The sequence below is a fragment of the Pseudomonas monteilii NBRC 103158 = DSM 14164 genome (genome assembly GCF_000730605.1).
In the GTDB taxonomy this organism is placed as follows: Bacteria; Pseudomonadota; Gammaproteobacteria; order Pseudomonadales; family Pseudomonadaceae; genus Aquipseudomonas; species Aquipseudomonas monteilii.
Genome location: NZ_BBIS01000026.1, coordinates 64,010 through 82,998 on the forward strand (window position 1 = coordinate 64,010; position 18,989 = coordinate 82,998).

The 18,989-nt window shown below is 62.7% G+C and carries 18 protein-coding genes and 1 pseudogene; 7 read left to right on the forward strand and 12 right to left on the reverse strand.

Features of this window, described 5'->3' with window-relative positions; genetic code table 11:
* Positions 1 to 159: 159 nt before the first annotated feature.
* Complete coding sequence (locus PM2_RS15270) at positions 160 to 1,017, forward strand: SDR family oxidoreductase (protein WP_028699259.1); 858 nt, start codon at positions 160 to 162, stop codon at positions 1,015 to 1,017.
* A 67-nt stretch (positions 1,018 to 1,084) separates the two neighbouring features.
* Here PM2_RS15270 and PM2_RS15275 read toward each other — a convergent pair whose 3' ends face one another.
* The 5 genes from PM2_RS15275 to PM2_RS15295 form a co-directional block, all read right to left on the reverse strand.
* On the reverse strand, positions 1,085 to 1,816 hold the full coding sequence (locus PM2_RS15275) for a hypothetical protein (RefSeq protein ID WP_016712711.1): 732 nt from the start codon (positions 1,814 to 1,816) through the stop codon (positions 1,085 to 1,087).
* Positions 1,817 to 1,876: 60 nt separating this feature from the next.
* Positions 1,877 to 2,257, reverse strand: a complete 381-nt coding sequence (locus tag PM2_RS15280) for a RidA family protein (RefSeq protein ID WP_003253379.1) — start codon at positions 2,255 to 2,257, stop codon at positions 1,877 to 1,879.
* Positions 2,258 to 2,280: 23 nt separating this feature from the next.
* Positions 2,281 to 4,389, reverse strand: coding sequence for a bifunctional GTP diphosphokinase/guanosine-3',5'-bis pyrophosphate 3'-pyrophosphohydrolase (gene spoT / locus PM2_RS15285; RefSeq protein ID WP_016712710.1), 2,109 nt, complete (start codon positions 4,387 to 4,389; stop codon positions 2,281 to 2,283).
* Positions 4,390 to 4,448: 59 nt separating this feature from the next.
* Positions 4,449 to 4,712: a DNA-directed RNA polymerase subunit omega gene (gene rpoZ, locus PM2_RS15290; RefSeq protein ID WP_003253383.1), complete on the reverse strand. Its 264-nt coding sequence runs from the start codon at positions 4,710 to 4,712 to the stop codon at positions 4,449 to 4,451.
* A gap of 240 nt (positions 4,713 to 4,952) precedes the next feature.
* Positions 4,953 to 5,825 (reverse strand): LysR family transcriptional regulator, encoded by an 873-nt coding sequence (locus PM2_RS15295; RefSeq protein ID WP_016712709.1) that lies wholly within the window; start codon positions 5,823 to 5,825, stop codon positions 4,953 to 4,955.
* Positions 5,826 to 6,029: 204 nt separating this feature from the next.
* On the opposite strand from PM2_RS15295, the gene PM2_RS15300 reads away from it, so the two are divergent.
* From PM2_RS15300 to PM2_RS15310, 3 genes are all read left to right on the forward strand, one after another.
* Positions 6,030 to 7,412, forward strand: a complete 1,383-nt coding sequence (locus PM2_RS15300) for a glutamine synthetase family protein (RefSeq protein ID WP_016712708.1) — start codon at positions 6,030 to 6,032, stop codon at positions 7,410 to 7,412.
* 4 nt (positions 7,413 to 7,416) lie between these two features.
* Complete coding sequence (locus PM2_RS15305; RefSeq protein ID WP_028699258.1) at positions 7,417 to 8,184, forward strand: gamma-glutamyl-gamma-aminobutyrate hydrolase family protein; 768 nt, start codon at positions 7,417 to 7,419, stop codon at positions 8,182 to 8,184.
* Positions 8,185 to 8,303: 119 nt separating this feature from the next.
* Positions 8,304 to 9,845, forward strand: a complete 1,542-nt coding sequence (locus tag PM2_RS15310) for an APC family permease (protein ID WP_016712706.1) — start codon at positions 8,304 to 8,306, stop codon at positions 9,843 to 9,845.
* A 35-nt stretch (positions 9,846 to 9,880) separates the two neighbouring features.
* Here the strand turns inward: PM2_RS15310 and gmk are convergent, their stop codons facing one another.
* Both gmk and PM2_RS15320 read right to left on the reverse strand, forming a co-directional pair.
* A complete protein-coding gene (gene gmk, locus PM2_RS15315) occupies positions 9,881 to 10,501 on the reverse strand; it encodes a guanylate kinase (RefSeq protein ID WP_016712705.1) in 621 nt (206 codons plus the stop codon).
* Between the two features lie 13 nt (positions 10,502 to 10,514).
* Positions 10,515 to 11,378: a YicC/YloC family endoribonuclease gene (locus PM2_RS15320; RefSeq protein WP_028699257.1), complete on the reverse strand. Its 864-nt coding sequence runs from the start codon at positions 11,376 to 11,378 to the stop codon at positions 10,515 to 10,517.
* Positions 11,379 to 11,606: 228 nt separating this feature from the next.
* Here PM2_RS15320 and rph point away from each other — a divergent pair, with 228 nt between their 5' ends.
* Positions 11,607 to 12,329 carry a ribonuclease PH gene (gene rph / locus PM2_RS15325; protein WP_016712703.1) on the forward strand — a complete coding sequence of 241 codons (723 nt, stop codon included), beginning with the start codon at positions 11,607 to 11,609 and terminating at the stop codon, positions 12,327 to 12,329.
* A gap of 63 nt (positions 12,330 to 12,392) precedes the next feature.
* On the opposite strand, the gene crc is transcribed toward rph, so the two are convergent.
* Positions 12,393 to 13,172, reverse strand: coding sequence for a catabolite repression control protein Crc (gene crc / locus PM2_RS15330; protein WP_003253401.1), 780 nt, complete (start codon positions 13,170 to 13,172; stop codon positions 12,393 to 12,395).
* 80 nt (positions 13,173 to 13,252) lie between these two features.
* Between crc and pyrE the strand changes: the two genes are divergently transcribed.
* Positions 13,253 to 13,894 carry an orotate phosphoribosyltransferase gene (pyrE, locus tag PM2_RS15335; protein ID WP_016712702.1) on the forward strand — a complete coding sequence of 214 codons (642 nt, stop codon included), beginning with the start codon at positions 13,253 to 13,255 and terminating at the stop codon, positions 13,892 to 13,894.
* Positions 13,895 to 13,964: 70 nt separating this feature from the next.
* Here the strand turns inward: pyrE and argB are convergent, their stop codons facing one another.
* The 4 genes and pseudogenes from argB to coaBC form a co-directional block, all read right to left on the reverse strand.
* A complete protein-coding gene (argB, locus tag PM2_RS15340) occupies positions 13,965 to 14,870 on the reverse strand; it encodes an acetylglutamate kinase (protein WP_004575216.1) in 906 nt (301 codons plus the stop codon).
* 30 nt (positions 14,871 to 14,900) lie between these two features.
* A pseudogene (locus tag PM2_RS15345) lies at positions 14,901 to 16,268 on the reverse strand (phosphomannomutase/phosphoglucomutase); the annotation flags it as partial.
* Between the two features lie 144 nt (positions 16,269 to 16,412).
* Complete coding sequence (gene dut / locus PM2_RS15350) at positions 16,413 to 16,868, reverse strand: dUTP diphosphatase (RefSeq protein ID WP_016712700.1); 456 nt, start codon at positions 16,866 to 16,868, stop codon at positions 16,413 to 16,415.
* A 5-nt stretch (positions 16,869 to 16,873) separates the two neighbouring features.
* Positions 16,874 to 18,085: a bifunctional phosphopantothenoylcysteine decarboxylase/phosphopantothenate--cysteine ligase CoaBC gene (gene coaBC / locus PM2_RS15355; RefSeq protein ID WP_016712699.1), complete on the reverse strand. Its 1,212-nt coding sequence runs from the start codon at positions 18,083 to 18,085 to the stop codon at positions 16,874 to 16,876.
* 127 nt (positions 18,086 to 18,212) lie between these two features.
* Here coaBC and radC point away from each other — a divergent pair, with 127 nt between their 5' ends.
* On the forward strand, positions 18,213 to 18,893 hold the full coding sequence (radC, locus tag PM2_RS15360) for a RadC family protein (protein ID WP_028699255.1): 681 nt from the start codon (positions 18,213 to 18,215) through the stop codon (positions 18,891 to 18,893).
* The last annotated feature ends 96 nt before the right edge of the window (positions 18,894 to 18,989 follow it).

The window sequence follows — 18,989 nt, forward strand, 5'->3', positions numbered from 1 at the left end:
CGTTCTCCAAGGCCTCGAGATAGGCCGAGAACAAATTGGTCGTCATTATTGCAAGTAATTCTTGTTAACAAAAGTAATCTTGTTGCTTTTTTCGCCTATGGTCTAGCCGCCCATCGTGTAGCGTGGCCTGGCTGATCAATTGGTCTAGGGAGTTTTGTGATGTCAGACCTATCCGTGATGGTGGTGGGATGTGGTGATGTAGGCGGGCGTTTTGCCAAGCAGATGCTGGCCAAAGGCTGGCGGGTAAGCGGCCTGCGCCGTTCTGTCGGGCAACTGCCTGCGGGTATTGCACCGGTTGCCGCCGACCTGGCGAAACCTGCAATTCCGCAAGCCTGGCCGCAGGGCTCGCTGGACTACCTGGTGTACTGCGTGGCGGCCAGCCAGCACGACGAGGCGGGTTACCAGGCGGCCTACGTCGACGGCTTGCGCCATGTGCTGGCGTGGCTGGCCGAGCGAGGCCAGCGCCCGCGTCGCCTGCTGTTTGTATCGAGCAGCAGCGTGTATGCCCAAAAAGACGGTGAATGGATCGAAGAAGGTGCGGCCACCGAGCCTGAAGGTTATTCCGGGCGGGTGATGCTGGAGGCCGAGCAGCTGGCGCTGGCCAGCGGCATTCCGGCAAGCGTGGTGCGTCTGACCGGCATCTATGGCCCAGGCCGCGAGTGGCTGTTGAGCCAGGTGCGCCAGGGTTACCGCGTCGCCGAGGAGCCGCCGCTGTATGGCAACCGTATTCATGCCGAGGATGCTGCCAGCCTGTTGGCTCACCTGCTGCAGGCCGATGCCGACGGCAAGGCGTTGGACGACTATTACATTGGCGTCGATGACGATCCGGCACCGCTGGCCGATGTGGTGGCTTGGCTGCGGGCGTACATGGGGGTTACCGAGTGGTCTGATGAGCAGCGGGTGCGGCGTACTGGCAGCAAGCGCTGCAGCAATGCCCGGGCGCGGGCGTTGGGGTGGGTACCGGTGTATCCGAGTTACAAGGAAGGGTATGCAGCCATCCTGAAAGGAGGCCGTTGAATGTACCGGCCTCTTCGCGGGTAAACCCGCGAAGAGGCCGGTAAATTCAGTGCAAATGCAGCAGCATTCAGTTCTGCTCCAGCACCCACTGGCGCTTACCCGCCGCCAGCTGCGGCATTTCATCCGGTTGTGCCCGGTTCACCGCCTGGAAAATCTCCAGCTTGTCGCCATCACGCTTGATGATGAACGGCGCGCCACGCTGGTTACGCTCCAGCCACAGGCTGTCATTGCTGCCGCCCATGGTCGCGCAGTCGCCTGCCAGGCACAGGGCGAAACGGTCCGGCCCTGGCAGGCCGGTGACGTTGCCAGTGTCGCTGAAGCGCACGCTGGCACCTTTGCCCTGGCCTTCGGTGATCTTCCAGTTGCCGCCCAGGTAGGCCTGGTACAGCGCCTTCTCGAAGTTGCTGCCCAGCGGGGCATTGGCAGCCGCAGGCGTTTTGGCGCGTACGAAGGCCTGCTTGGTACCGCGTTGGTCGACGGTTAGCAGCTCGTCACCATCAAGCGACAACTGCTCGGTCTGGCCGCCTTCGAAGTTGGCCTGCCATTGCTTTTCATTGGCGCTCAGCTGGCCGTCAGCGGCCTCGAAGCCATTGCTGTAGCTGGCCTGCTGGTTGGCGACGTCGACCTTCCACTCGAACACCGGGCCGTGCTCGTTCAGCGCCTGGCGCAGGCTGCCGCCTTTGACGGCTGCAGTGATGGCGTCCTGGTTGATCCAGGTGCCGTTGAAGTCTTCGGGTTTGTGGCTGGCGCAGCCGCCCAGAAGCAGGGCTGCCAGTGCGAGGGGCAGTGCTTGACGCATGAGGGAATAACCTTGCAGAAGAGGGAGGGGTGACGGGCAGGGTGCCCGTCACCAAGGGCATCATTCGATGACCAGGATGGCGTCCATTTCGACCTGGGAGCCTTTCGGCAGCGCGGCAACGCCGATGGCGGCGCGGGCCGGGTATGGTTGCTCGAAGTAGCGGCCCATCACCTCGTTGACCTTGGCGAAGTGGCTCAGGTCGGTGAGGAAGATGTTCAGCTTGACGATGTCCTTGAACGAACCACCAGCGGCTTCAGCCACGGCTTTGAGGTTCTCGAACACTTGCACGGTCTGAGCTTCGAAGCCTTCGACCAGCTCCATGGTCTTCGGGTCCAGCGGGATCTGGCCCGACATGTACACGGTATTGCCGGCCTTGATCGCCTGCGAGTAGGTGCCGATGGCAGCTGGGGCCTTGTCGCTGTTGATGACGGTCTTGCTCATGATGACTCCTTGCGGTTGGCGGACTACGTACGCATGCGGGTGATGCGGACCACACCGGTCAGGGTACGCAGCTTCTTGATCACACGCGCCAGGTGCACGCGGTCGTGCACGCTGACCACCAGTTGGACCACGCTGATACGGCCGTCGCGTTCGTCCATGCTGATCTTCTCGATGTTGCCGTCGGCGGCGTTGACGCTGCTGGCCAGTAGGGCGATCAGGCCGCGCTGGTGCTCCAGTTCGACACGCAGTTCGACATTGAACTCGCCCGTGATGTCCTTGGCCCAGGAGAGCTGCACGCACTTCTCCGGGTTGTGGCGGATTTCACTGATGTTGCGGCAGTTCTCAAGGTGCACGACCATGCCTTTGCCAGCCGACAGGTGGCCGACGATCGGGTCACCCGGGATCGGCGTACAGCACTTGGCGTAGCTCAGCACCAGGCCTTCGGTACCACGGATCGCCAGCGGGCCTTCCGGCGCTGGCAACTGCTCGCCTTCGGCCGACAGCAGGCGACGTGCAACCACGTAGGCCATGCGGTTGCCCAGGCCGATGTCTTCGAGCAGGTCTTCGATGAGTTCCAGGCGGTACTCGGCGAGAATCGACTGGATGCGTTCCTGGGGGATTTTCTCCAGGCTGCTGTCGAAGCCGGTGAGCACCTTGTTCAGCAGGCGTTCGCCCAGGCTGATGGACTCGGACCGACGCTGCTGCTTGAGGGCGTGGCGGATGTGCGTGCGCGCCTTGCCGGTGACCACGAAGTTGAGCCAGGCCGGGTTCGGCCGTGCGCCCGGTGCGCTGACGATTTCCACCGTCGAGCCGCTTTGCAGCGGCTCGGACAGCGGCGCCAGGCGGCGGTTGATGCGGCAGGCGATGCAGCTGTTGCCCACGTCGGTGTGCACCGCGTAGGCGAAGTCGACAGCCGTGGAGCCTTTGGGCAGCTCCATGATGCGGCCTTTGGGCGTGAACACGTAGACCTCGTCCGGGAACAGGTCGATCTTCACGCTTTCGATGAATTCCAGCGAGTTGCCGGCACGTTGCTGCAGTTCAAGGATGCCCTTGACCCACTGACGGGCACGGGCGTGGCTACCCTTGGGCTGCTCGTCGTCGTTGGACTTGTACAGCCAGTGCGCGGCGATGCCGTTGTTGGCCATCTCTTCCATTTCGCGGGTGCGGATCTGGATTTCGATGGGCACGCCGTGCATGCCGAACAGCGTGGTGTGCAACGACTGGTAGCCGTTGGCCTTGGGGATCGCGATGTAGTCCTTGAAGCGACCGGGCAGCGGTTTGTACAGGTTATGCACGGCGCCGAGCACGCGGTAGCAGGTGTCGACCTTGTCGACGATGATGCGGAAGGCGTACACGTCCATGATCTCGTTGAAGGCACGGCGCTTGCCGCGCATCTTCTTGTAGATGCCATAGAGGTGTTTCTGCCGGCCGCTGACCTCGCCCTCGATGCCGTCGGCGGCCAGGCAGTTGGCCAGCGAGTGCTCGATCTTGGCGACGATCTCTTTACGGTTGCCGCGTGCGCTTTTCACCGCCCGGTGAATCAGCGACGAGCGCATCGGGTGCATGGCCTTGAAGCCCAGGTCCTCGAACTCCACGCGCACGGTGTGCATGCCCAGGCGGTTGGCGATGGGGGCGTAGATTTCGAGGGTTTCCTTGGCGATGCGTCGGCGCTTTTCGCCAGACAGCACTTCCAGGGTGCGCATGTTGTGCAGGCGGTCGGCCAGCTTGACCAGGATCACGCGGATATCGCGAGCCATGGCCATGGCCATCTTCTGGAAGTTTTCGGCCTGCGCCTCGGCCTTGGTCTCGAAGTTCATCTGGGTCAGTTTGCTGACCCCATCGACCAGTTCGGCCACGGTCTCGCCAAATTGCTGGCTGAGGGCTTCCTTGGCGATGCCGGTGTCTTCGATCACATCGTGCAGCATGGCCGCCATCAGGCTCTGATGGTCCATGTGCATGTCGGCGAGGATGCTGGCCACGGCCAGTGGGTGGGTCACGTAGGGCTCGCCGCTGCGGCGGCGCTGCCCGTCGTGGGCCTGTTCGGCGTAGAAATAGGCGCGGCGGACCAGGTTGACCTGTTCGGGGCCAAGATAGGTCGACAGCCGTTCGGCCAAGGCTTCTATACCCGGCATGGGTTCACCTCCTGCGGAGGAAGAGGGCCTTGCGCCGTGCGACGTCGACCTGGCATCAATCAGACAGCCTCGTTGTTCTCGTCCTCGAACGCGGCGAACACCGGATCCTCGGTGACGATCTCTTCAGCGGCGATGAACTCGTTGGTGACGATGCCTTCGGCGATTTCACGCAGGGCAACAACGGTTGGCTTGTCGTTTTCCCACGCAACGCGTGGTTCTTTGCCGCCGGTCGCCAGCTGGCGAGCGCGCTTGGTCGAGAGCATGACCAGCTCAAAGCGGTTATCCACGTGTTCCAGGCAGTCTTCAACAGTTACGCGGGCCATGGTCTTCCTCAGTAGCAAATGCGGTGGGCGTGCAGCCCAATAGTGGGCAGGCGGACTCGATAGTATAAAAATTCACCAGCCAATAGGGAAGCGCTGTTTTGTCGGGTGATACCTTCAAGCCCCGTGTTTGCTTCTTCGCGGGTAAACCCGCTCCTACAAGGTACGCGGTGCCTGTAGGAGCGGGTTTACCCGCGAAAGGGCCGGAACAGAGACCCTCGATGCTTGATCCTGACGATAACCTCAGAGCATCGCGTCTCGCAACCGCGGGGTCAGCTCTTCGAACAAGGTCTGTACCGAGCGCAATGCCCGGCAATCCGGCCGGGTCAGCAGCCACAGCTGGGTGTCACAACCCGGCAGCGGCCCACTCAACGCATCCACGCCGGGCAAGGCATGCACCATATAGTCCGGCAACGCCGCCACGCCCAGGCCGGCGGTGACCAGCTGGGCGATGGTCGACATGCTGCTGCACTGGTAGCGCGGGCTTACCCCAGGGTGCTGCTGGTTGCGCCAGACCACCGTAGGGTGGTCCACCATCGAGTCATCGGGGGCGATCCACGGCACGTTGGCGGGCGACTCGGCCAGACGCTCGCGCCACTGTGGCTGGCCGCAGACGACATAGGAGGTAGAACCCAGGTTGCGGCCCACCAGGTGCTCCGGTGGCGTGTTGGTCAGGCGCAGGGCGATGTCGGCATCGCGCCGGCTGAGGTTGGCAAACGTGTTGGAGGTGCCCATCTCCAGCGATAGCGCCGGGTAGTTGGGCATGAACTCGGCCAGCGCCGGCAGCAACAGGCTGTGCATCACCGCCTCGGTACAGGTCAGGCGCACCGTGCCGCTTACCACCTGCTCGCCACTGGTCATGGCAATGCGCGCCGCCTCCAGTGCCTGTTCTGCGCGTTCGGCCTGCTCGGCCAGCGCCTGAGCGGTGTCGGTCGGCAGGTAGCCCTTGCGGCTCTTGACGAACAAGGCGGTGCCCAGCGCCGACTCCAGCCGGCGGATCGAGCGGAATACTGTCGAAACATCGACTTTCAGCAGCTCGGCGGCCTTGGCCAGCGAGCGGCCCCGCTCCAGTGCCAGGACCAGGGAGAGGTCGGCGTGGGTGATCTGATATTGCATTGGTGCACGCTCTGCTTGCCGAATTGCCAATGTCTGTTGCGTCAGGGCCATTTTATAGTGAAACGGCCCCCCGGAATCAATGCGCCCGGTCGGGTAACCAGTCCCCACGATGGGAAAGTGAAAAGAACAACAGCTGCAACCATCGTCGCCCGTGAGGCGCCAGCCGTATCCCACATCGCCGCAGCACATCAAAGGATGTACACCATGACGTCGGTAACCCCGTGCGCCAGTTCTTCCAGCGAGATGAATGACTTCCTCCAGGCCCATCCGGACACGCAGTACGTCGACCTGCTGATCTCCGACATGAATGGCGTGGTACGTGGCAAGCGCATCGAGCGGGCCAGCCTGCACAAGGTGTACGAGAAGGGCATCAACCTGCCCGCATCGCTGTTCGCCCTGGACATCAATGGCTCCACCGTCGAGAGCACCGGCCTTGGCCTGGACATCGGCGATGCCGACCGCATCTGCTTCCCGATCCCGGGCACGTTGTCGGATGAGCCGTGGCAGAAGCGCCCCACGGCCCAGTTGCTGATGACCATGCACGAGCTCGATGGCCAGCCGTTCTTCGCCGACCCGCGCGAAGTGTTGCGCCAGGTGGTGAGCAAGTTCGACGACTTGGGCCTGGATATCTGCGCGGCGTTCGAGCTGGAGTTCTACCTGATCGACCAGGACAACCTCAACGGTCGCCCGCAGCCGCCGCGTTCGCCCATTTCCGGCAAACGCCCGCAGTCTACCCAGGTGTACCTGATCGACGACCTCGATGAATACGCCGACTGCCTGCAGGACATGCTTGAAGCCGCCAAGGAACAAGGCCTGCCCGCCGACGCCATCGTCAAGGAAAGCGCCCCGGCGCAGTTCGAAGTCAACCTGCACCACGTGGCCGATCCGCTGAAGGCCTGTGATTACGCGATCCTGCTCAAGCGCCTGATCAAGAACGTGGCCTACGACCACGAAATGGACACCACGTTCATGGCCAAGCCCTACCCGGGCCAGGCAGGTAACGGCCTGCACGTACACATTTCGTTGCTGGACAAGAAAACCGGCAAGAACATCTTTGCCAGCGATGACCCGTTGCAAAGCGACACGCTGCGCCACGCCATCGGTGGTGTGCTGGAAACCATGCCGGCGTCGATGGCGTTCCTGTGCCCGAACATCAACTCCTATCGCCGCTTCGGCGCGCAGTTCTACGTGCCCAATGCGCCAAGCTGGGGCCTGGATAACCGCACCGTTGCCGTACGCGTGCCCACCGACAGCAGCGACAACGTGCGCCTGGAGCACCGTGTGGCTGGCGCCGACGCCAACCCGTACCTGATGCTGGCGGCCATCCTGGCCGGCGTGCATCACGGCCTGACCAACAAGGTCGAGCCGGATGCGCCGATCGAAGGCAACTCCTACGAACAGCTGGAGCAAAGCCTGCCGAACAACCTGCGCGATGCCCTGCGCGCGCTGGACGACAGCGAAGTCCTCAACCAATACATCAGCCCGGACTACATCGATATCTTCGTGGCCTGCAAGGAAAGCGAACTGGCCGAGTTCGAAGTGTCGATTTCCGACCTTGAGTACAACTGGTACCTGCACACGGTGTAAGCCCATGAGCGCAACTGCGGTCCCCTTGATCGGTGTCAGCGCCTGCCGCCAGCAGGTGGGGAAGAACTCGTCGCACACGGTAGGCGACAAGTATGTCGAGGCGGCCGGCTTTGCCGGCATGCCGCTGATCTTGCCGGCCCGCGACGGGGGCAGCGACCCACAGGCGCTGCTGGCCCGGCTGCACGGCATTGTTTTTACAGGCTCGCCTTCAAATATCGAACCGCATCATTACAATGGCGCCCCCAGCGTGGCGGGTACCCGGCACGACCAGGCGCGTGATCGGCTGACCTTGCCACTGCTGCAGGCGGCGATTACTGCCGGTGTGCCGGTGTTCTGCATTTGCCGTGGCTATCAGGAACTGAACGTGGCCCTTGGCGGCAGCTTGCACCAACGCGTGCAGGAGCTGCCTGGCTACCTTGATCATCGCGAACCTGAGGACGCACCCCTGGAGGTGCAATACGGCCCTCGTCACCCGGTCGGCATCGAGCCTGGCGGGTTGTTCGAGCGCCTGGGCCTGGCGGCGCAGTTCGAGGTCAACTCGCTGCACAGCCAGGGCATCGACCGCCTGGCCCCAGGCTTGCGCGTCGAGGCACGGGCCCCGGATGGCCTGATCGAAGCAGTGTCCATGCCCGATGCGCCGGGCTTTGTGCTCGGTGTTCAGTGGCACCCGGAGTGGCGCTTCAACGAAAACCCGGTCTCGCTGCGCCTGTTTCAGGCGTTTCGCGAGGCCTGCATTGCCTTTGCAGCACGGGAGGGCGCACGGCAGGAATGATTCTGACGTCAGCCGAAGGTCTCGGATGACTTGTCCCCGACAGCAAGCTTTCAATGAGTGAAAGCGGGTCTTGTACGCAAGGCCTGTGAAAACAATTCCAAAATTTACGGCAAATACTCATGAGCAATTACACAGAAGCTGGCCGCCCACCCGACGTGGCAGCCGACGCGGGCAACACTCAGCGCAGCAAAGGTCTGGCCAAGGGCCGTTTGGGCTTGCTGGCCAGCGTGGTGCTGGGCATTTCTACCATCGCCCCGGTCTACACCCTGACCGGCGCCCTTGGCCCGACCGTGCGCGAGGTCGGTGCCCACCTGCCAGCCGTGTTCATCGTCGGCTTCCTGCCGATGTTGCTGGTGGCCCTGGGCTACCGCGAGCTGAACTCGGCAGAACCGGACAGCGGTACATCGTTCACCTGGTCGGCACGTGCCTTCGGCCCGATGATCGGCTGGATTGGCGGCTGGGGGTTGGTGGTTGCCACCACCATCGTGCTGTCGAACCTGGCGGGAGTGGCAGTCGACTTCTTCTACCTGTTCCTGGGGCAGATCACTGGCAAGCATGAGCTGGCGGCGTTGGCCGATAACCTGTTGATCAACATCGTTACCTGTTGCGTGTTCATCGCCCTGGCGGTGTGGATCTGCTGTCGCGGCATCGCCACCACCATGACCGTGCAGTACGGCCTGGTGGCCTTGCAGTTGGTGGTGTTGATCGGCTTTGCCGTCGCCGCCTTCGGCGGTACCACCGCGCCGCCACCGCTGGCGTTTGATTTCGCCTGGTTCAACCCGTTCGGTGTCGAGTCGTTCTCGGCCTTTGCCGCCGGGCTGTCGCTTTCGATCTTCATCTTCTGGGGCTGGGACACATGCCTCACCGTCAGCGAAGAGTCGGTGGGCAGCGAAGAGGTGCCGGGCAAGGCCGCCACCTGGACCGTGATGCTGATCCTCGGCCTGTACCTGTTCACCGCCATCGCCACCCTGCAGTTTGCCGGTATCAGCGAAACGGGCCTGGGCCTGAACAACCCGCGCATCCAGGAAAACGTCTTTGCCCACCTGGCCGGCCCGGTCATGGGGCCGCTGGCGATCCTGATGTCCATTGCCGTGCTGGCCAGTACGGCGGCGTCGTTGCAGTCGACCTTCGTGGCGCCGGCGCGGACCCTCTTGGCGATGGGGTACTACGGTGCAGTGCCGCCGAAGTTCGCCAGCGTCTGCCCACGTTCGCAAACCCCGCGCTACGCCACTATTTGCGCAGGCCTGGCAGCAGGTCTGTTCTACGTGACCATGCGTAGCCTGAGCGAGAACGTGTTGGCAGATACCATCACCGCGCTGGGCATGATGATCTGCTTCTATTATTCGCTGACCGCATTTGCCTGCGTCTGGTATTTCCGTGGCAGCCTGTTCGACAGCCTGCGCCACTTCATCATGCGCGGCCTGTGCCCGCTGGTGGGTGGGGTGATCCTGTCGGTGATCTTCGTACGGACTGCCATCGACAGCGCGTCGCCGGACTTCGGCAGTGGCTCGCATGTGGGCGGGTTGGGGCTGGTGTTCGTGATTGCCGCGATCATCTCGGTGCTGGGCATCGGGCTGATGATGCTGTCGCGCATGCGCGCGCCGGCTTACTTCCTGGGGGCTACTCTGCGTCAGCAGGCTACCTTGCCACTGCAGGAATAAATAGTTGGGGCCGCTCTGCGGCCCCAACTCGTTTTTCAGCCGATCATTTGCTTCAGAAGCGTCGCATGACGTTGTTGCTGTTTCTTCAACAGCAAGCGATTCGAGCGGAACACCGCCTTCAAATCCTCCAGCGCCACGTCGAAGTCATCATTGATGATCACGTAGTCATACTCGTCGTAGTGCACCATCTCGCTGACCGCTTCTTTCATGCGCCCGGCAATGATTTCTTCACTGTCCTGCCCGCGGCCGTCCAGGCGGTGGCGTAGCGCTTCCTGGCTCGGTGGCAGGATGAACACCGACAGTGCCTGTGGCATCAGCTTGCGCACCTGCTGGGCGCCTTGCCAGTCGATTTCCAGGATCAGGTCGTAGCCCTGATCCAGCGTCTGCTGCAGCGCGCTGCGCGAGGTGCCGTAGAAGTTGCCGAACACTTCGGCATGCTCCAGGAAGTCGCCCTGCGCGATCAGCGCCTTGAATTCTTCGTGGACGACGAAGTGGTAGTTCACCCCGTGTTCCTCGCCCGGGCGCATGGCGCGGGTGGTGTGCGAGACCGAAACGCGGATCTGCCGGTCGTCCTTGGTCAGGGCCGTTACCAGGCTGGTCTTGCCGGCGCCCGAAGGGGCCGAAACGATGTAGAGGGTGCCGCTGCTGTGGTTCATGGTCGGGGTGGCCTTACTCGATGTTCTGTACTTGTTCACGCATCTGTTCGATCAATACCTTCAGGTTGACCGCCGCTTGCGTGCTGCGTGGGTCGAAGGCCTTGGAGCCGAGGGTGTTGGCTTCGCGGTTGAGTTCCTGCATCAGGAAGTCCAGGCGACGCCCTGCGGCGCCGCCACCCTTGAGGACCCGGCGCACTTCAGTGACGTGGGTGCTGAGGCGGTCGAGCTCCTCGGCCACGTCGCTCTTCTGCGCCAGCAGCACCATCTCTTGTTCCAGGCGCTGTGGGTCGAGCTCGGCTTGCATGTCGCCGAAACGGTCGAGAATCTTCTGCCGCTGCGCCGCCAGCATCTGCGGCACCAAGGCGCGCAAGGTGGTGACTTCGCTGGACATGTTGTCCAGGCGCTCGTTGATCAGCCGGGCCAGTTCCTGGCCTTCGCGCAGGCGACCGGCCTTGAGTTCGGCCAGGGCTTCGTCGAACAGCGCCATGGCTTCGGCGTTCAGTGCCTGCGGGTCGCTGGTGTCGGCCACCAGCACACCTGGCCACGACAGCACTTCCAGCGGGTTCAGGGGTGCTGGCTGCTTGATCAGGCCGGCCACTTCCTCGGCGGCGGCAACCAGTTGCGCTGCGCGCTCGCGGTCTACCTTCAGGGGCTTGCCGTTGCTGTCTTCGTTGAGGCGCAAGGTGCATTCCACCTTGCCCCGCGACAAGCCCTGGCGCAGGCCTTCACGCACGGCGCCTTCGAGGTCGCGCAGGGCCTCCGGCAGGCGCAGGTGCGGTTCCAGGTAGCGGTGGTTGACCGAACGCAGCTCCCAGATCAGGGTGCCTTGGCTGCCGGCGCGCTCGACACGAGCAAAAGCGGTCATGCTGTGCACCATGGGGAGTACCTCGCTAAGATGTATGAACGGTGGGAGCCTCTCGGCTGCAAGGCGCAGGATTGTAGCGCAGTGGGGCCTTGGCGCCCAATCCACCTATGTTACCGACGGGCGGGCGCGCCAGTAGGAAAAGGCGACGGGCTGTGGCGGGTACGACAATAGGCATGTCTTCCCTGGGCTGCGGGCTCTATAATGCTCGGCAGATTCAAAGTCCCAGTACAGGTATCCCAGATGAAACGTCCAAGTGGTCGCGCCGCCGATCAGCTCCGCTCGATCCGCATCACCCGCAACTACACCAAGCACGCCGAAGGGTCGGTACTGGTCGAGTTCGGTGACACCAAGGTCATCTGCACGGTCAGCGTTGAAAACGGTGTACCGCGCTTCCTGAAAGGCCAAGGCCAAGGCTGGCTGACCGCCGAATACGGCATGCTGCCGCGTTCTACTGGTGAGCGTAACCAGCGCGAAGCCAGCCGTGGCAAGCAGGGTGGCCGCACCCTGGAAATCCAGCGCCTGATCGGCCGCTCGCTGCGCGCCGCGCTGGACATGAGCAAGCTGGGCGACATCACCCTGTACGTCGACTGCGACGTGATCCAGGCCGATGGCGGTACCCGTACCGCGTCCATCACCGGTGCCATGGTCGCCCTGTGCGATGCGCTGGCGGTGATCAAGAAGCGTGGTGGCCTGAAGGCCGGCAGCCCGCTCAAGCACATGATCGCTGCCGTGTCGGTGGGCATGTACCAGGGCGAAGCCGTGCTCGACCTGGACTACCTGGAAGACTCCGCCGCCGAAACCGACCTGAACGTGGTCATGACCAGCGCAGGTGGCTTTATCGAGGTGCAGGGCACTGCCGAAGGTGCGCCGTTCCAGCCTGAAGACTTCAACGCCATGCTGGCGCTGGCGCACAAGGGCATGACCGAAATCTTCGAGCTGCAGCAGGCTGCACTGGCGGACTGACTGATTCCGTAGATACAAAAAAGCCGACATCATTGTCGGCTTTTTTGTATCTGAGCAAAGCGCTTAGATGGTCAACGTCCAGTCATAGTCCACGATCAGCGGCGCATGCTGGGAGAAGCGCGGCTGACGCGGCAGGCGGGCGTTGCGCACGAAACGGCGCAGGCCTGGCGTGAGGATCTGGTAGTCGAACCGGTAGCCCAGGTTGAGCATCTCGGCCTGCTCGTTGTCTGGCCACCAGCTGTACTGGTCGCCTTCACGGCTGACTTCGCGCAGGGCATCGACGTAACCCATCTCGCCAGTGATCGCATCCATCCAGGCGCGCTCCGGCGCCAGGAAGCCCGGCGATTGCTGGCTGTCACGCCAGTTCTTGATGTCGAGCTTCTGCTGCGCCACGTAGAACGAGCCGCAATAGATGTACTCGCGACGCTTGCGACGCTGCTTGTCCAGATACTTGGCGAAGTCGTCCATCAACTTGAACTTCTGGTTCAAGTCTTCGTCGCCGTTCATGCCCGAAGGCAGCAGTAGGCTGGCAATACTGACTTTGTCGAAATCTGCTTGCAGGTAACGCCCGTAGCGGTCGGCTGTCTCGAAACCCAGGCCGGTGATGACTGCCTTGGGCTGCATGCGCGAATAAAGGGCCACACCACCTTGGGCAGGCACCTCCGCGTCGCAGGCATAAAGGAAATAGCCATCGAGCTGGAAAGCTGGGTCATCGAGTTCAAAGGCCGAGGCGCGGGTATCCTGAAGGCAGATGACGTCGGCATTCTGGGCTTGCAGCCAGCTGAGCAAACCACGCTCGGCCGCAGCCTGAATGCCATTTACGTTCACACTGATGATCCGCATAAATGGCCCCAAAAATCTCGTGCGTGTATGATACCCGAGCTCAACCCATTTAGCTAAATCCGTGGTGTCCGGGACTATTCATGCAGCCGTATCAGCGCGACTTTATCCGTTTTGCCATCGATCGCGGGGTACTGCGTTTCGGTGAATTTACCCTGAAATCGGGGCGTACCAGCCCGTATTTCTTCAATGCCGGCCTGTTCAACACCGGTTCTGCATTGGCCGAACTGGGGCGGTGCTATGCCGCAGCCATTGTCGACAGCAAGATCCCGTTCGACGTGCTGTTCGGCCCGGCCTACAAGGGTATTCCGTTGGCGGCGACCACTGCCGTGGCCCTGGCAGACCAGCATAAGCTCGACGTGCCTTGGTGCTTCAACCGCAAAGAAGCCAAGGACCACGGCGAAGGCGGCAGCCTGGTGGGTGCGCCACTGGCCGGTGACGTGCTGATCATCGACGACGTGATCACCGCCGGTACTGCCATCCGTGAGGTCATGCAGATCATCAACGCCCAGCAGGCCAAGGCCGCCGGCGTGCTGATCGCGCTGAACCGCGAAGAGCGTGGCAATGGCGAGCTGTCGGCGATCCAGGAAGTGGAACGCGACTTCGGTATCCCGGTGGTCAGCATCGTTTCGCTGACCCAGGTGCTGGAGTTCCTGGCAGATGACCCTCAGCTGAAGCAGCATCTGCCGGCTGTCGAGGCTTACCGCGCGCAGTACGGGATCTGATCCTGGCCTGGAAATGAAAAAGGCGACCTTCTTGTGAAGGTCGCCTTTTTTTGTCGCCCGTTTCGGCCGATCAGCGCGGCTTGCGGTTGGTAATCAGGGTACCCACGCCGCTGTCGGTGAAAATTTCCAGCAGCACAGCATTCGGCACGCGGCCGTCGATGATGTGCGAGCTGTTCACGCCGCCCTGCACCGCATCCAATGCACACTTGATCTTCGGCAGCATGCCGCCGTAGATGGTGCCGTCAGCGATCAGTTCGTTGACCTGTTCGGTGGTCAGGCCGGTCAGAACCTGACCTTGCTTGTCCATCAAACCGGCGATGTTGGTCAGCAGCATCAGCTTCTCGGCTTTCAGCGCTTCCGCGACCTTGCCTGCTACCAGGTCGGCGTTGATGTTGTACGACTCACCGTTGGCACCCACGCCGATCGGCGCGATGACCGGGATGAAGTCGCCCTTCACCAGCATGTTCAGCAGGTCGGTGTTCACGCTCACCACTTCGCCCACGTGGCCGATGTCGATGATTTCCGGGGTGGTCATCTCGGGCGTCTGGCGGCTGACGGTCAGCTTGCGGGCGCGGATCAGTTCCGCGTCCTTGCCGGTCAGGCCGATCGCGCTGCCGCCGTGGCGGTTGATCAGGTTGACGATGTCCTTGTTCACCTGGCCACCCAGCACCATCTCCACCACGTCCATGGTCGCCGAGTCGGTGACGCGCATGCCGTCGATGAAGTGGCTTTCGATCGACAGACGCTTGAGCAGGTCGCCGATCTGCGGGCCACCACCGTGGACCACCACCGGGTTGATGCCCACAGCCTTCATCAGCACGATGTCACGGGCGAAGCCGGTTTTGAGCTCCTCGCTCTCCATCGCGTTGCCGCCGTACTTGATCACCAGGGTCTTGCCGACAAAGCGGCGGATGTAAGGCAGTGCTTCGGACAAAACCTCGGCTACATGGGAAGCGGCATCGCGATCGAGGGTCATGCAGGGCTCCTGTAAGGAACAGATAGTCGGTCAGAACGGCAGTTGCAGCTCAGGGTCAACCTGCAGCAACTGGGTACGGAAAACATCCTTGATACGTTGCAATTCGGCGTCGCTGTCGGCCTCGAAGCGCAATACCAGCACCGGGGTGGTGTTGGAGGCGCGAACCAGGCCCCAGCCGTGGGCGTAGTCGACCCGCACACCGTCGATGGTGGTCAGGTTGGCTTCGCCCCAGTCGGCGTCGCGTTGCAGTGCATCAATGATGCTGAATTTACCCTCGTCGGTCACATCAATATTGATTTCCGGCGTGGAAATATCGTTCGGGAAGGCGGCAAACAGGTTTTCGGCGCTTTGCCCGGCCTTGCTGAGGATCTCCAGCAGGCGTGCGGCACTGTAGATGCCGTCGTCGAAACCGTACCAGCGTTCCTTGATGAAGATGTGACCGCTCATCTCGCCGGCCAGCAGCGAGCCTGTCTGTTTCATCTTCTTTTTGATCAACGAATGACCGGTCTTCCACATCAGTGCGCGGCCGCCATGCTGTTCGATCAGCGGGGTCAGGCGACGGGTGCATTTGACGTCGAAGATGATTTCGGCGCCCGGGTTGCGCGCCAGCACGTCCTGGGCAAACAGCATCAGCAGGCGGTCGGGGTAGACGATGCTGCCGGTATTGGTCACCACACCGACGCGGTCGCCATCGCCGTCGAAGGCCAGGCCGATATCGGCGCCGGTTTCCTTGACCTTGGCGATCAGGTCTTCAAGGTTTTCCGGCTTGCCCGGGTCCGGGTGGTGGTTGGGGAAGTTGCCGTCTACTTCGCAGAACAGCGGGATCACTTCACAGCCCAGGGCTTCGATCAGTTGCGGTGCGATCACGCCAGCGGCACCGTTGCCGCAGTCCACCACCACCTTGAGCTTTTTCGCCAGCTTCACGTCATCGACGATCTGCTGGAAGTAGCGGTCAAGGATCTCGACCTTTTCCACGCGGCCTTCTGCCAAGGTCAGGTCGTTGGTTTTCAGGCGGGTGAGCAGGGCCTGGATCTGTTCGTTGGCCAGCGTGTCGCCAGCGATGACGATCTTGAAGCCGTTGTAGTCCGACGGGTTGTGGCTGCCAGTCAGCATCACGCCCGACTTACCTGCCAGCACGTTGGCCGCGTAGTACAGGGCCGGGGTGGGCACCAGGCCGACGTCGCTGACGTGGCAGCCGGCATCGACCAGGCCCTTGATCAGCTGTTCGACCAGCATCGGGCCGGACAGGCGGCCATCACGGCCGACCGAAACCTGCGGTTCGCCCTGAGCCAGGCTTTGCGCACCGATGGCGCGGCCGATCCAGTAGGCGGTATCGGCGTGAAGGGTTTTGCCGACCACGCCGCGGATGTCATACGCGCGGAAAATGCTGTCGGGCAATGCGGCGGGGACCAGGTGGGCCATGTCGTTCATCTCTGGAAGCTCCATTAGTCAAAGGCATTCTGGGCAGGCGCAAACTGAACGCTTGGACGGTGCTTTCGCCAGAGAGTTCGCCATCCTTGGCCTGAACGGTCATCTACCGGCTCAGTGGCTGCCGGAGTGACCGAAGCCGCCAGCACCACGCTGGCTTTCATCGAAGGCTTCGACGATGTCGAAATGGGCCTGTACCACCGGCACCAGCACCAGCTGGGCGATACGCTCGCCAACGGCGATGGTGAATGGCGTGTTGCCGCGGTTCCAGCACGACACCATCAGCTCGCCCTGGTAATCCGAGTCGATCAGGCCGACCAGGTTGCCCAGCACGATGCCGTGCTTATGGCCCAGGCCCGAGCGCGGCAGGATCACCGCCGCCAGGCCCGGGTCGCCGATGTAGATCGACAGGCCGGTAGGGATCAGCAGGGTCTGGCCTGGCTCAAGGACAGTGTCCTCCTTGAGCAGGGCGCGCAGGTCCAGGCCCGCGGAGCCAGGGGTGGCGTAGGTCGGCAGGGGGAATTCGGAACCCAGGCGTGGGTCGAGGATCTTGGCTTGAAGAGCGTGCATGTAACTTATTGAACCTGGTTGAGCCGTTCGGCGATGAAGGCGACCAGTTGCCGGGCGATCTTGCCCTTGCTGGTCTGCGCGAAGAGGGTCTGGTGCTGCTGGCGGTCGATCACGGTCAAGGCGTTTTCTTCGCTGTTGAAGCCGATGCTGGGGTTGGCCACATCATTGGCGACGATCAGGTCGAGGTTCTTGTCCTTGAGCTTGCGCGTGGCGTAATCGAGCAGGTGTTCGGTTTCGGCGGCGAAGCCGACGCTGAACGGGCGGTCGCTGCGGCCAGCAATGGTGGCAAGGATATCGGGATTGCGCACCATCTGCAGCAGCATGCCGTCGCCGGTCGTAGGATCTTTCTTCAGTTTTTGTGTGGCAACCACTTCCGGGCGGTAGTCCGCGACCGCTGCCGAGGCGATGAACAGGTCGCATGGCATGGCTGCTTCACAGGCCGCGAGCATGTCCCGCGCGCTGACCACGTCGATGCGGCTGACCCGGTCGGGGGTTGGCAGGTGCACCGGGCCCGTGACGAGGGTCACCCGAGCCCCGGCTTCGGCAGCCGCTTCGGCCAGGGCGAAGCCCATCTTGCCGGAGCTATGATTGGTGATGTAGCGCACCGGGTCGATGTTTTCCTGGGTCGGCCCGGCGGTGATCAATACGTGTTTGCCGGTGAGTGCCTGGCGCTTGAAGCTTTCTGCGGCGCACCAGGCCAGGTCGGTGGCTTCGAGCATGCGGCCCAGGCCCACGTCGCCACAGGCCTGGCTACCGGAGGCCGGGCCGAATACCTGAATGCCACGGCTCTTGAGCAGCTCAAGGTTGGCCTGGGTGGCCGGGTCGCGCCACATGGCCTGGTTCATGGCCGGGGCCACGGCGACGGTGGCGTCGGTGGCCAGTACCAGGGTGGTCAGCAGGTCGTCGGCCATGCCCTGGGCCATGCGCGCCATGAGGTCGGCGGTGGCCGGGGCGATCAGCACCAGGTCGGCCCACTTGGCCAGTTCGATATGGCCCATGGCTGCTTCGGCGGCAGGGTCGAGCAGGTCCATGTGCACCGGGTGGCCCGACAGCGCCTGCAGGGTCAGCGGGGTGATGAACTCGGCACCACCACGGGTCATGACGACGCGCACCTGCGCGCCGTGCTCGAGGAGTCGGCGAATCAGCTCGGCGCTTTTGTAGGCGGCAATGCCGCCACCCACGCCGAGAACGATGCGCTTGCGATACAGCCGCTGCATAGGCTTGCCTTTTTCCAGTGAGAGCGGGCGGCGACGTTCGAAATGCCTGCGGCAGAACGTCGCATGTACGAGGCGAAATAGATTAACACAGGGTCGAAATGGGCCGCAGCAAGGGCAGGGGGCGGGGATGAATATCAGGGAGTGGCCGGCTGAAGAGCGGCCGAGGGAGAAGTTGTTGCAGCGTGGTGCGGCGGTACTCACGGATGCCGAATTGCTTGCCGTGCTGCTGGGCTCAGGGGTGGCCGGGCGCAATGTACTGGACCTTGCGCGGGGGCTGCTGATGCGTTTTGGCGGGCTGAGGCAGTTTCTGGAGGCCGATCGCGAAACGGTGCTGCGCGAGCCGGGTATTGGGGCCGTGAAGTATGCACAGTTGCAGGCGCTGCTGGAGATCGGCCGGCGTTATCTGGGTGAGAACATCAAGCGCGCAGAGGCTCTGGATGGGCCAGCGGCGGTGCGGCGTTATCTCAAGGCCATGCTGCGGCATGAGGCCAGTGAAGTGTTCGGGTGCCTGTTTCTGGACACCAAGCACCGGCCGTTGGCGTTCGAGACCCTGTTCAGGGGCACGATAGACCGGGCGAGTGTTTACCCGCGGGAGGTGGTGCGGCGGGCGTTGCTGCATAACGCGGCGGCTTTGATCCTGTGTCATAACCATCCTTCGGGGAGCATTGAGCCGAGCCAGGATGACGTGCATTTGACTCTGTCGCTGAAGCGGGGGCTGGCGTTGATCGATGTGCGGGTGCTGGATCACATCATCGTGGGAGATGGAGAGCCGTTATCGATGGTGGAGCAGGGGTGGATTGTTGCTTAGTGGTGTACATGTGCCGGCCTCTTCGCGGGACAAGCCCGCTCCCACAGGTTACCCGCCATGTTTGAGGGCAATGGAGACCTTGTGGGAGCGGGCTTG

Excerpts from the sequence above, each read along its gene's own strand:
- PM2_RS15270 (WP_028699259.1), top strand. The coding sequence starts at position 160 with ATGTCAGACCTATCCGTGATGGTGGTGGGATGTGGTGATGTAGGCGGG.
- PM2_RS15275 (WP_016712711.1), bottom strand. The coding sequence starts at position 1,816 with ATGCGTCAAGCACTGCCCCTCGCACTGGCAGCCCTGCTTCTGGGCGGC.
- PM2_RS15280 (WP_003253379.1), bottom strand. The coding sequence starts at position 2,257 with ATGAGCAAGACCGTCATCAACAGCGACAAGGCCCCAGCTGCCATCGGC.
- spoT (WP_016712710.1), bottom strand. The coding sequence starts at position 4,389 with ATGCCGGGTATAGAAGCCTTGGCCGAACGGCTGTCGACCTATCTTGGC.
- rpoZ (WP_003253383.1), bottom strand. The coding sequence starts at position 4,712 with ATGGCCCGCGTAACTGTTGAAGACTGCCTGGAACACGTGGATAACCGC.
- PM2_RS15295 (WP_016712709.1), bottom strand. The coding sequence starts at position 5,825 with ATGCAATATCAGATCACCCACGCCGACCTCTCCCTGGTCCTGGCACTG.
- PM2_RS15300 (WP_016712708.1), top strand. The coding sequence starts at position 6,030 with ATGACGTCGGTAACCCCGTGCGCCAGTTCTTCCAGCGAGATGAATGAC.
- PM2_RS15305 (WP_028699258.1), top strand. The coding sequence starts at position 7,417 with ATGAGCGCAACTGCGGTCCCCTTGATCGGTGTCAGCGCCTGCCGCCAG.
- PM2_RS15310 (WP_016712706.1), top strand. The coding sequence starts at position 8,304 with ATGAGCAATTACACAGAAGCTGGCCGCCCACCCGACGTGGCAGCCGAC.
- gmk (WP_016712705.1), bottom strand. The coding sequence starts at position 10,501 with ATGAACCACAGCAGCGGCACCCTCTACATCGTTTCGGCCCCTTCGGGC.
- PM2_RS15320 (WP_028699257.1), bottom strand. The coding sequence starts at position 11,378 with ATGGTGCACAGCATGACCGCTTTTGCTCGTGTCGAGCGCGCCGGCAGC.
- rph (WP_016712703.1), top strand. The coding sequence starts at position 11,607 with ATGAAACGTCCAAGTGGTCGCGCCGCCGATCAGCTCCGCTCGATCCGC.
- crc (WP_003253401.1), bottom strand. The coding sequence starts at position 13,172 with ATGCGGATCATCAGTGTGAACGTAAATGGCATTCAGGCTGCGGCCGAG.
- pyrE (WP_016712702.1), top strand. The coding sequence starts at position 13,253 with ATGCAGCCGTATCAGCGCGACTTTATCCGTTTTGCCATCGATCGCGGG.
- argB (WP_004575216.1), bottom strand. The coding sequence starts at position 14,870 with ATGACCCTCGATCGCGATGCCGCTTCCCATGTAGCCGAGGTTTTGTCC.
- dut (WP_016712700.1), bottom strand. The coding sequence starts at position 16,868 with ATGCACGCTCTTCAAGCCAAGATCCTCGACCCACGCCTGGGTTCCGAA.
- coaBC (WP_016712699.1), bottom strand. The coding sequence starts at position 18,085 with ATGCAGCGGCTGTATCGCAAGCGCATCGTTCTCGGCGTGGGTGGCGGC.
- radC (WP_028699255.1), top strand. The coding sequence starts at position 18,213 with ATGAATATCAGGGAGTGGCCGGCTGAAGAGCGGCCGAGGGAGAAGTTG.